At 57.1% G+C, this 11,348-nt stretch carries 10 protein-coding genes and 1 pseudogene; all 11 read right to left on the bottom strand.

What is annotated here, in order from left to right:
* Positions 1–42: 42 nt before the first annotated feature.
* The 11 genes and pseudogenes from ACVW1C_RS12985 to ACVW1C_RS13035 all read right to left on the bottom strand — a co-directional run bounded on the left by ACVW1C_RS12985 (position 43) and on the right by ACVW1C_RS13035 (position 11,347).
* Positions 43–936 carry a haloalkane dehalogenase gene (locus ACVW1C_RS12985; protein ID WP_456758758.1) on the bottom strand — a complete coding sequence of 298 codons (894 nt, stop codon included), beginning with the start codon at positions 934–936 and terminating at the stop codon, positions 43–45.
* A gap of 286 nt (positions 937–1,222) precedes the next feature.
* Positions 1,223–2,290, bottom strand: coding sequence for an alcohol dehydrogenase (locus ACVW1C_RS12990; RefSeq protein ID WP_456758759.1), 1,068 nt, complete (start codon positions 2,288–2,290; stop codon positions 1,223–1,225).
* Positions 2,291–2,371: 81 nt separating this feature from the next.
* Entirely contained in the window at positions 2,372–3,688 is a 1,317-nt protein-coding gene (locus tag ACVW1C_RS12995) for an MFS transporter (RefSeq protein ID WP_456758760.1), read from the bottom strand.
* A 26-nt stretch (positions 3,689–3,714) separates the two neighbouring features.
* Positions 3,715–4,581, bottom strand: a complete 867-nt coding sequence (locus ACVW1C_RS13000; protein WP_456758761.1) for an alpha/beta fold hydrolase — start codon at positions 4,579–4,581, stop codon at positions 3,715–3,717.
* Positions 4,582–4,702: 121 nt separating this feature from the next.
* A complete protein-coding gene (locus ACVW1C_RS13005; protein ID WP_456758762.1) occupies positions 4,703–6,499 on the bottom strand; it encodes an IlvD/Edd family dehydratase in 1,797 nt (598 codons plus the stop codon).
* A 145-nt stretch (positions 6,500–6,644) separates the two neighbouring features.
* Positions 6,645–7,496, bottom strand: coding sequence for an alpha/beta fold hydrolase (locus ACVW1C_RS13010; RefSeq protein ID WP_456758763.1), 852 nt, complete (start codon positions 7,494–7,496; stop codon positions 6,645–6,647).
* A gap of 188 nt (positions 7,497–7,684) precedes the next feature.
* A complete protein-coding gene (locus ACVW1C_RS13015) occupies positions 7,685–8,137 on the bottom strand; it encodes a MarR family winged helix-turn-helix transcriptional regulator (protein WP_456758764.1) in 453 nt (150 codons plus the stop codon).
* A gap of 54 nt (positions 8,138–8,191) precedes the next feature.
* Entirely contained in the window at positions 8,192–9,073 is an 882-nt protein-coding gene (locus tag ACVW1C_RS13020) for an NmrA family NAD(P)-binding protein (RefSeq protein ID WP_456758765.1), read from the bottom strand.
* A gap of 512 nt (positions 9,074–9,585) precedes the next feature.
* The gene (locus ACVW1C_RS13025) at positions 9,586–9,915 is read right to left on the bottom strand and encodes a hypothetical protein (RefSeq protein WP_456758766.1); all 330 of its coding nucleotides are present in this window, start codon (positions 9,913–9,915) and stop codon (positions 9,586–9,588) included.
* Between the two features lie 121 nt (positions 9,916–10,036).
* Positions 10,037–10,646 (bottom strand): annotated as a pseudogene (locus ACVW1C_RS13030) (flavin reductase family protein); the annotation flags it as partial.
* A 68-nt stretch (positions 10,647–10,714) separates the two neighbouring features.
* Positions 10,715–11,347 carry a glutathione S-transferase family protein gene (locus tag ACVW1C_RS13035; protein WP_456758767.1) on the bottom strand — a complete coding sequence of 211 codons (633 nt, stop codon included), beginning with the start codon at positions 11,345–11,347 and terminating at the stop codon, positions 10,715–10,717.
* Position 11,348 lies beyond the last annotated feature (1 nt).

Raw genomic sequence — 11,348 nt, forward strand, 5'->3', positions numbered from 1 at the left:
CTTGCGCGTTCGAGAACGCTCCTCTTACGAAGTCCGTCGACATTATTTTTCGCTCCCCTTTTCAACCTTCTCCGAAAGCCAGGTTGCGATTGCTTTGCCGATCTGGGGGCTCGAGTCTTCTTGGATATAGTGGATGCCCGCTACGGTTACCTCGGTCTGATTCTTCCAGGATCGGCAGAACTCTCGAGCTGAACCAAAGACGATCCTTCCTGGCTCAGCGTTGATGAACAATTTTGGCAGGTTGTTTTCGGACATCCAGCTTGAGTAGGCGCTCATGACCTGGTGTACGTCCGCCGGCTCTCCTTCGATCGGGATCTGACGTGGCCACGTCAGGGTCGGCCATCGATCCTCTTTGTTGAGAAACGGCCTGCGATATTCGTTCATTTCCGCTTCCGACATGGGGCGGATGACGGAGCTTGGGAATACCTTCTCGATGAATATGTTCTGCTCGAGGATCATCTCCTCGCCTTTTTCGGAACGAAGAGCTTGGTACAGGGGCCTACGCTCATCGTTCCAGTCCGACCAGCGGGCGACAGGCCGAACAAAGCTTTCCATATAGGCGATGGCCCGAACGCGATCCCGATGCTGATTTGCCCAGTCGAAGCCAAGCGCTGACCCCCAATCATGGATGACCAGTACGATCTTCTCTCGGTCGCCGGTCACTGAATCAATGAACTTCCATAGGAATTCGCGATGCGTCGCAAAAGTGTAGGTCTCCGGACCTGAATTCGGGAGCTTTTCGGAGTCTCCCATGCCGATCAGATCCGGTACGATCAATCTTCCCTGGCCGCGCAGCGCCGGAAGCACATTTCGCCAAAGGTATGACGAAGTCGGATTGCCATGTAGAAACAGAATTGGCGCACCTTCGCCTCGTTCATGGTACGCCATCCGCCTACCAAGGACGGTGATGGTCTTCTTCGCGAGAACATCTTCCATTACAAGCCTCATTGGTTCGATCGGCAGGATCGCCGCACAATTGATAAACGTGGCGAATGCTCACTTTGACGTCAGTGAAGCATTGGCCCCTTAACTGGCGCCGCTCTTGGATGGCGTGCGGTAGTGTCCTCGCCCGTGACAAGCTGACGAGTAAGGACACCTGCGAGCGATCTCGAAGTCACCCAGGGCCGCAGCTTCTGCTCAATTCCGAGAGCGCATCCGTTAGCAACCACGCTGCCGATTTCGCGTAGATCGTCAGCTGCATATGATCGCAAGCATCGAGACGTCACGGCACGAGCACCGCGCGGCCGACGAGTCGCCCCTTCCGCAGATCATCCAAAGCACTGTTGACACTCGCGAGCGGCGTCGGCGTGACGGGAATTGGCTCGATATTCTTCGCGCGCACGAGATCGAGAAGCTCCTGGGTCTCGCGCAGATTGCCCACGTAGCTTCCTTGGATAGTCAGGGCTTTCAACGGGATCAGTGGCAACGCCCATGGAGCACCGCCGCCAAACAGGCCGACAATCACAAGCTTTCCACCCTTTGTCAGGCAGTCAAAGGCGAGTTGAACAGAGCTAGTGCTGCCGACGAGGTCGATCACCGCTCTGATCGGTCCGCCTGCCTTCATGGCGAGCTGCTCTAGTGCGTCCGGCGCACTGCCGTCGACGGTGGCCAGCGCGCCAGCCCTCTCGGCTGCCTCACGCTTCTTGGCATCGATGTCGACGACAATCGCGCCCTTGCCACCCATCGCTTTCAGTAGCGACAACGCCATCAGGCCGAGGCCACCGGCACCAACAATCACAATCGGGGAATCAAACTCCTGCTCAACCTTCTTAAGCGCACTATAGGTCGTGACACCCGAGCACGCGTACGGCGCGGCCATGACTGGATCCAGCCCCTTCAGGTTGAGCAGGTATTTGGGGTGCCGGACGATCATGTGGTCGGCGTAGCCGCCATCGCAATAGACGCCGAGCGATTGGGGCTTCAGACACATATTCTCGTCACCAGCAAGGCACATCGAACACCCGCCACAGCCGAGCCACGGATAGACAAGCACAACGTCGCCCACCCTCAAACCGTTCTTGTCAGCCTCATTAATATCCGACCCGAACTCGACGATTTCGCCGACAGTTTCGTGCCCCATAGTGCGTGGCAACAACACGCCGCGATCGCGCAAGGAAAGCGGCTTGCGTCCGTGACCGAGCTCATAGCCACCTTCCCAAATGTGGAGGTCGCTATGGCACACACCTGCCGCCTTCACCTCGATCAGGACCTGTGTGCCCTTCGGCTGCGGAGTCGACTGCTCGACCTCCTTCAACGGCGCATTGAATTCCGTGACTTGATAGCTCTTCATCGTACCTCGCCTACACTCCCGATACTTCGCTTTTGCGCCGCGCTTTTTTCTCGACGCGCGAATGCCCTCGCTGACAATTCGCTACTGAGATACGAGCGCACCGACGCCAAGCTTCGATCGGTCTTTCGAGAAGCTCAATCCCGCAAGCATGAAGAACAGAGCCGAGGACAGCGTCCCCAATAGCGCCATGACCGACAGCGCCACGTTCAGGGTTTGATACTGAACCGGTGCGTTGGCCATGACTGCGGCTGCTCCTGCCGGGCCAACCCCGAGACCGACAAGGATGTTCAAGAACACGATGGCCGCCACCAATGTCGCTCGCATGCGATCAGGAGCCAGCATTTGAATGCTGATAATGCCATCACTGGACAATCCAATGATCAACAGGGCTCCGAGCGCGAACAGCACCAGGAATATCGTGGCATCCGACTGCAGATAGCCGATTATCAGAATGGCTCCCCCCACGACTGCAACAGCCGACTGTATGATGGCGGTATTCAGCCATCGGGCGCCAACAGTCTTGACGAACCACGGAACGACAATGCTGCCGACAGGCCCTGCGAACATTAGGACGAGACCAAACAGGAATCCGGCTCTGCTGATCGGGACCCCGTAGCTACGCACCAGGAGTTCTGGTACCCAAGCGGTCGCGGAATAGACCGCGACGAAGAGCAATGCCGTTCCCCCGAACATCCCCGCAAATACCCCGACGTTCTGGCGCACGTGCGCAAACAGATCAGCAAGTGACGGATGGGAATGCTTTTCTGTTCGATCGCGTCGCGCCGGCTCCTTCGCGAATACCGCAAAGACTAACGCTAATACGAGGCCAGGAACGCCGACAGAGATCAAAACGGCCTGCCAGGGCTGGAATCCAAATGCTCTTCCGCCCGCCGTCATCGACGCGATTGCGGTCAGGATCATCCCGCCTACTATGAACGAGCAGGATGCCCCCAAGGTCCCGGAGGCGGCAAAGAAGCTCGACGCACTCCTCCGTTTCGTTTCGTTTTCATATAGGTCCGCGATCAGCGAGTATCCCGCGGGAATGAGGGCGGCTTCGCCGAACGCTAGTCCACCCCTCAGAAGCACAAGGGTCGCGAAGTTTGGCGCGAAAGCCGAAAGGATCGTGCAGACCGTCCAAACGACCGCGCCAAACACGATCAATTTGTGTCGGTTCATTCGATCGGCCAATCTGCCCAATGGGAGACCGAAACCACCGAACACCAGCGCGAACGCAGTCCCAAATAGGAGCGCGATCTGAAAGTCCGACACGTCGAAGCTCGCTTTGAGTGGCTGCACGAGAAGGGCCAAGATCAGCCGATCGATAAATGCGACCACATAGAGCAAGCAAAGAAGCGACACGACCAGCCAGCCATGCCGAACTGTGGTTCCCTCCGTCATTTTTGGACTCCCCTAATGATTGTTGATTACCGAGCTAGAAACGGAACAAGATGCTGCAGTAGCTCCTCGGGAGCTTCCTCAGGGACGAGATGGCCGCACCAAGGTATCAATCGGTGATCCAATTGCTCGACCAATAGTTGGATGCTCTCTTTGGCTTCGTTCGCTCTTGCTCGACCGGAGTCGCCCGCCACGCTGAGGACCGGCACGTTCAGCTTGCCTTCCGCTTTAATTGCCTTCTGAACGAAGGCCGCAGACGCATCGATTGTCCGGTAGTATTCAAACCCGCATCTCATTGCGCCCGGCTGCGAGTACGTTCGGACGTATTCAGCAAGATCAGCGGGAGTAACACTGCCTCCGCGCTCGCTGTACTCTTCGTAGAACCAACTCAAGTACGCCGCCTCACGCCCAGCGGTGAGGAATTCGGGCAAGTTCGGTGTACGATGAAATAGGTGGTGCCATCTCGCTCCACCTTGGGATCCGCCGGCCGAGCGGCCGTCGCCTGCAAGTACGCTGTCGACGAGAACGAGCTTATTCACTCGCGACCGAGCCATAAGACAGAGAGCGAAAGCGACGGGCCCTCCCCAGTCGTGACCGACCACCGAGAAGGTCTTCGCTTCAAGACGATCAATGAGCTCCAGGACGTCGCCTGCGACCGTTGCGTTGTCATAACCTGACAGCGGCCTAGATGTATCGCCAAGCCCCCTTAGATCGGGCGCGATAACCCTCGCGTGTCTCGAGAGCTCGGGAATGACGTGGCGCCAGGAATGAGAAGTGTGAGGCCATCCATGAAGCAACAAGACGAGGTCGCCCGCTCCGGCCTCAAGGTAATGCATCCTAACGGCACTCAAAGACGCGTATTTATGTTGAATCACGGAATTCTCTCCATCGGACATTTGATGCCGTCACATAAATATCGATTTAAATACAAAAAATCGATTTCCTGTTTGGACAGAATCCTGCCCTATTCGCTATCAAGCGGACGACCTTATTGGATCGTCCGCGCTCAGCAGCAACTCACACAGGATGCCGCGGGACGCCCTTCGTTTCGGCGAGGCGTTGAAATCCGACCGCCGGCTTCAGCACCATGCCATCCGAGAGACTGTCCACCAGCGAGCGCTGAATTTCCTGCCAGGGTGTCTGACTGGGAGGGATGGCGAACCCACCACGCTCCTGCAGGCTCTTGCGCCTCTGAGCGATAGCGTCTTCGGAAACAAGCAGATTGACCAGCTTTTGACGGAGATCGACTCGCAATAGATCCCCTGTATTCACAATCGAAAGACCTCCGCCAACGGCGGCTTCTGGCGATGCGTTCAAGATAGAGGGAGACGCAGACGTTCCTGATTGGCGCCCATCTCCAATACAAGGAAGCACAGTCACCCCCTTCTTCAGGAGGCTCGCCGGCGGTCGCATATTCACCACTTCCGGGGCGCCAGGATAGCCAACAGGTCCAGCCCCCCTGATGATCAAGATGCAGTGCTCGTCGATTTCAAGGCTGGGATCGTCGATACGGCGCCGATAATCCTCTGGTCCTTCAAAGACGACCGCCCTCGCCTCAAATGCTTCCGGATCATGAGCGTTAGAAAGATAGTGCTTTTTGAACTCCGGCGTAATCACAGATGTCTTGATGATCGCCGAGTCGAACAGATTGCCTGTGAGCACAATAAATCCAGCATCTTCCTTGACCGGATTTGAGACAGACCGAATCACATCTGGATCCTCGACTTGAGCATCCGCGCAGTTTTCGGCCAACGTCTTTCCATTCACGGTCATCGCATCACCGTGTAGACGACCATTTCGCAACAACTCGCCCATCAGCGAGCGCACGCCGCCAGCCCGATGAAAGTCTTCTGCGAGGTACTTACCTGCCGGTTGGACGTTCGCGAGAAGCGGGACCTTATGCCCCAATTCCCAGTCGGCCATCTCGAGTGGAACGCCGACGTGTCGCGCAATCGCGTTAATATGAATGGGCGCGTTGCTAGAGCCTCCCAGCGCGGTATTCACGACGATCGCGTTCTCAAACGCCTGTCGCGTAAGGATGTCGGAAGGACGCACGTCCCTTCGGACGAGATCGACGATCTGGCGACCCGTCTTGTATGCGACTTCTCCGCGCTCCCGATAGGCCGCGGGTATGGTCCCGCTGCCTGGCAATGACAACCCGAGAACCTCCGCCAACGAATTCATGGTCGACGCGGTACCCATCGTGTTGCAATAACCAACCGACGTCGCCCCGGCAGTAATCGCTCGGGTCAGTTCCTGCTCTGTAATCTTGCCTTCTGCATAGAGCGCCCGCACCTTCCAGGCGATGCTTACCGCGCCGGCGCGCTCTCCTTTGTACCAGCCATTGAGCATTGGCCCGTTGGTCAGGACTATCGCCGGCAAGTTCACGGTTGCCGCGGCCATGATGCAAGCCGGAGTAGTCTTGTCGCAGCCCGTCGTCAGCACGACGCCGTCAATTGGATAGCCGAACAGCACTTCCACGAGTCCCAGATACGCCAGGTTGCGATCGAGGGCGGCCGTCGGACGTTTGCCGGTCTCTTGGATTGGATGAACCGGAAACTCGAGCGGGATGCCTCCAGCCTCTCTGATGCCGTCCTTCACGCGGGTGGCAAGTTCAAGGTGGCTTCGATTGCAGGGCGAAAGATCACTGCCTGTCTGGGCGATGCCAATGATCGGGCGCCCCGATTGGAGTTCCTCTCTCGTCAGTCCAAAATTCAGATATCGTTCAGTGTAGAGCGAAGCCAACACCGGGTCGTCGGCGTTTTCGAACCATTCTCGTGAGCGAAGCCGCTTTTTGTCTTCCTTGTTTGTCATGGCCTTCGTCTCCTCCCTGACCGGGTCTCTGGCGCTCTTGGCACACCGGCCCAGCCCTTTAAGGGCTTGGAAGCAACCGCTGTCAATAAAAAAATTGATTTTTTCTATATTATTGATTATTCCAGAATGGTTGCATAACGACGTTTCAGGCCGGGCGGCTGAGAAACGCTCGCAGCAGATTGCTCAGTTCTTCCGGCGCCTCCTCGGGCACCATGTGACCGCAGCCCGGAATAACGTGCGATTCTAGGTCGATCACCAATCGCCCCACACTATCGGCCGTTTCATCGCCCCGCCCTCGGCCAGCACCGCCCGCAACAGTCAAGACGGGGACGTTTAGCTTGCCATCTCGAGCGATACGCTCCTTTACAAATGCCGATGATACTTCGACCGTCCGATAATATTCGAAACCACAATGCATAGCGCCGGGCTTCGAGTAGCAGCGCACGTACTCCGCGAGATCAGATGCACCGATGACGCCAGGCCGCTCGCTGTACTCGTCATAGAACCAACTGAGGTAAATCTCCTCTCGGCCAGCGGTCAGCGCCTCGGGCAGATGAGGCGTACGGTGAAAAAGATGGTGCCAACGTGCACCCCCCTGACCAGATCCGGCCACGCGACCGTCCCCCGGAAGCACGACATCGACAATTGCCAGTTTCTTGACGCGTTGACGAGCCAGAAGCGCCGCGGCGAACGCCACAGGACCACCCCAATCGTGACCGACCAACGAGACGCTTTGGATCCCCAGCGCCTCTATCAATTCGAGGACATCTCCAGCAACGCTCGCGTTATCGAACCCGGTAGCCGGCCGAGAACTATCTCCAAGCCCTCTGAGATCGGGTGCAATGACGCGGTAATGCTCGGCCAGCACCGGCATGACATGGCGCCAAGCATGGGACGTGTGTGGCCAGCCATGGAGGAGAACGACGGCCTCGCCCTCACCCCCATCGAGATAGTGCAAGTTGACGTCCGATAGTTTGGCAAATCTGCTCTTGATCACAAGCAGCTCCTTAGCGCCTTACTGGTTATAGTGACCCATAGATACGATACGGCTTCGCGGATCAAAGCCACCTCACAAAGGCTTTCAGCCGCTACGGAGGCATACTCAAGGAGCTTATAGGAAAGTGAACAAGCCGCGGCAGAGGGCCTTTTCGCCTCAGTATTGCGACTGAGATACCAGCTTTATCGTTATTCCGTCGTTGCCGATACGACCACCAGACCTTCGAGTCGTTCCCGCAGAGACCGCATTCCATCCGTGCCTCCATTCAACTCACCAAATCGACGCTGCGCTTCGCGCCAAAGGGCCGCAGCCTTTTCGGCTGTACGTACCCCCTCCTGAGTGAGCGCAACTATTCGGCTTCGGCTGTCTGAGGGTGATGGCCGAATGACCACAAGGGCATTGCGCTCGAGAAGAGCTACCATTCTCCCCATCGCAGTGCGCTCGATATCGAGCCGTTCGGCAAGGACGCTCACCGGAACGCAGTGAAGCTCCCTCACGGTGGCCAGGATCAAGTATTGCGTAATCCTAAGGCCCGCGGGCTCTAGGTGAGCATCATAGAAGCGCGATATCTGCCGGGCAGCCCGTCTCACGGCGGAACAACTGCATTTGTCGATCACGTGAGAGCGGCTGTCCGACAGCATTACTTTCGTCCTTGCGTTGTAAGGCCACGACAACTTTCGATGCCCACGTCTGCTTCAAGCGAACGCCTTCTTGTTGCGGGCGACGAACTCAGCCACGGAGAGCGCCGGCTCTCCCGTGATCTTCTCGACCGCATCGTTCGTCCCGGCAAAAATGCCTTCCTTGTAGTTCTGCGCGACCTCAACCAGGTGCTGGACGAGAAACGGATGGAACTTGTAGACATTTTCCATCCTCTGGCGGAACTCGTCGATTGAAATTGGGGCGAACGCGATCTTGGCTCCGAGCACTTCGCTCATGTCCACAGCGATCTGGTCGAAATCCATCTCGACCGGGCCATGCAGCTTGTAGACCTTTCCTTCGTGCCCCTTGGGGTTCACCAGAAGCTTGGCAATGACCCGCCCCTGATCAGGCGTACTGATGGGCGCGTGACGGCCTCCATCAAAGGGAAATTCAATCCGCTTCTTCGCCCAGATTTCCTTCGCGAAGTGAGGGTAGACGAGCCAGTCGGCGAAGAATGTCGGCCGAAGATGTGTCGTTGCCACGCCCGACCAGTCGAACACCTGTTCGGAGACCCAATGGTTTTGAGCTGCGTTGCTCTTTGATTCCCGACGCGCGGAGATCTGCGACATGTTGACGATCGCGCTGACTCCAGCCTCCTTTGCAGCTTGTGCAAAGTATGCGGTAGCTTCGAGGATGCCTGGCCGAATCGGATGAAGGAAATAGGCAGCTCGAATTCCCTCGAGTGCCGCTCGGATCGCATCGATATTGGTGAAATCGCCAACCGCGATCTCGACGCCGCGCTTCCTGAAGGAAGCCGCCCGATCATCGTCCGCGCGGACATAGGCCCTCACCTTTTGCCCCATCTTCAACAACTCGTCGATCGCCGCACCTCCCGTGCGTCCGGTCGCGCCACTCACGAGGATGTCCGCTTTGCTCATTGAACGTATCCTTTTCAAATAGGAGCATATGCTCTTATATAGAAATACGCCGTTGCCTCGCGACATACAAGCAGGCGCTTCGAAAATTTTTCGACAGGCGAACTCTTTGGCCGAACGGACGCTAAGCCGTTGTATTCGCAACGCTTATTGATGATTTTGCGGACCGCTACGGTTAGAAGTCGCGGGTCTGTTGCTCGGTCAAGGATCGTGATTCCTGCTACCTTTTGATGGTCGAGCCTGCCCCCGTCTCGTAGGAAGAACTCGTCGGAATGGCTAACCGCCACTCAATGAGGCTGCTTCCTTACGCATCCGTCGAAGCAGGTGAAAGCCGCTCACGCTACCCCACGGCGCGCGCACTCATACTCGGTGCTACCCAGGCATCTCCTCGGTGACCGATTCTTCGGGCGTAAAGGTATGCTTCCCCACCTTGCTCTGCCAATAGTTCGCCAGTGTGGTGATAAGTGTCGAGGAATATCCCAAGCGGATCGTCAGGCGGATCGTAGTCAATCCAGTCAGGGCTCATCGGGTACGTACTGCGCAAGGCCAGCCTCAACCGTTGTTTCATCGAAATCGTCGAGAGTGATTTCGCAGCTGTTCACGGTGCTGAAGCAGTGCCCGTTAAAGGCCGCCCCACATCTTGGGCATAAAACCTCAACCGCACCTTCTGAAACGGTGTCCGAAGCCGGCTCAGAATCGAAGCTCGGCTCCGGCACGGCGACGTTGGTGGAGACATGGCGCTTGCACTTCGGGCAGACAAAGCGCGCAATCGTTTCAAAGTCGTGCTGTGTCATATTCGAGATCGAAACACGCTTAAGCTGGTGAATAAAGGGACGGGTCGTCACTTACACCTTATGAGAGCACCAATCGGCCCCTGCCGCCAATCGGGTGACCAACTAATTCACGTGAGACATCGATATGGCCACAACTATGAGCCGTGAAACGCGCGGGATTGCTGCTGCCGGTCGGCCGCTCCATCTCAAACACCGCCTCTTCGGTAACTTCGACGTAGTCCCCTTCGCGACCGGCCCGAAGGATCGGATTGGCCAACGCAGTTTGGTAGACACCATCTTTAATCAGAGCCTTGTCGATGCGCACCGCGACGACCTTGCCAAGAACCAGCCAGCCCTCCGCTGGCGCGCCGGTAGCGTGCTTGAGCCCGACCACTTCAACAAGCTCGCACCCCATTGCGGCTCGGCTCTCGCCAACACGAGGAACCTTCACAATGCGACTAGAGACCGGCGTGAGTTCCGCCTTTTCGAATTCGCTGACGCCGTGCTCGAAGGGCGCCGACGTCCGATTCATTCGGTCACCCAGGTCTTTCGTGACCAAATTCCAGACGAACTCTCCTGTCTCGGACACGTTCTTCACCGTGTCTTTCCAGGATATCGATGAAAATCCGATAATGGGTGGATCGTAAAGGAACGCGTTGAAGAACGCTATATGGCGCAAGATTGAGATGCCCTTGTGCGTTGAGCGACGATATCCAGCCAATCGGACGGGGCGCGATGATGGCGTAGAATGGGTTATGCTTCAACCCGCGGCCCTTTGACGGCTCATAGTAGTGGAAGTCCATTGCTTACCTCTTTTGAACTTGCAACCGGATCATGCTGCTCCGGCCGCATCAACATCGGCGGGCCACAATCAACTCCCGCTGACAGCATCAAACGCAGCCATCCCTCTCTGTAAACCTGGCCTCTGGGCAATTCGATCGCGCCAGGCAGCGAGCCGAGGAAGTCGCTCCCAAGGCAGTGTATCAGCCGCGGATCTGATCACGGTATACCCAGCGATGTCCGCCAGCGAGAAGTCATCACCGCCCATGAAGCCAGCCTGGCTGAGAAAGCGCTCGGACTCGATCATTGAGGTGAGATAGCGTTGAGTAAGTTCTCCAGCTGCGTCGGTGTACCCGCCGCGGAAGAGATTGAACGCGATTCCATTTACGCCAATTACTTCACTTGTGAAGTAAAAGAAGGCCTCCAGAACCTTTGCGCGGCTCGGGGACGCAACGGCCGGTAGAAGCCGGCCAGGCGCCTGTTGATCCGCAAAAAACATAATCGCGCTGGATTGCGATATTGCGAGCGCTTCGACATCAGGAGAACGGGATATGAGGAGAACCGGGATCTTGCCTGTCGGATTCAGGCGCTTGAATGCCTGACCTCGTTGCTCCCCGCCAGCGATATCAATGCTTCGGACCTGGTAAGAAAGGCCAGCCTCGCTGAGAGCGACCGCCGCACGCAAACAGTTGCCTGTCTTCGCGCCATAGAGCTCAAGCTTCATG

The organism is Bradyrhizobium sp. USDA 4011, assembly GCF_054063415.1.

Bases quoted from the DNA above. Each gene is read 5' to 3' on its own strand.
- ACVW1C_RS12985 (WP_456758758.1), bottom strand. From the start codon at position 936: ATGGAAGATGTTCTCGCGAAGAAGACCATCACCGTCCTTGGTAGGCGG.
- ACVW1C_RS12990 (WP_456758759.1), bottom strand. From the start codon at position 2,290: ATGAAGAGCTATCAAGTCACGGAATTCAATGCGCCGTTGAAGGAGGTC.
- ACVW1C_RS12995 (WP_456758760.1), bottom strand. From the start codon at position 3,688: ATGACGGAGGGAACCACAGTTCGGCATGGCTGGCTGGTCGTGTCGCTT.
- ACVW1C_RS13000 (WP_456758761.1), bottom strand. From the start codon at position 4,581: ATGTCCGATGGAGAGAATTCCGTGATTCAACATAAATACGCGTCTTTG.
- ACVW1C_RS13005 (WP_456758762.1), bottom strand. From the start codon at position 6,499: ATGACAAACAAGGAAGACAAAAAGCGGCTTCGCTCACGAGAATGGTTC.
- ACVW1C_RS13015 (WP_456758764.1), bottom strand. From the start codon at position 8,137: ATGCTGTCGGACAGCCGCTCTCACGTGATCGACAAATGCAGTTGTTCC.
- ACVW1C_RS13020 (WP_456758765.1), bottom strand. From the start codon at position 9,073: ATGAGCAAAGCGGACATCCTCGTGAGTGGCGCGACCGGACGCACGGGA.
- ACVW1C_RS13035 (WP_456758767.1), bottom strand. From the start codon at position 11,347: ATGAAGCTTGAGCTCTATGGCGCGAAGACAGGCAACTGTTTGCGTGCG.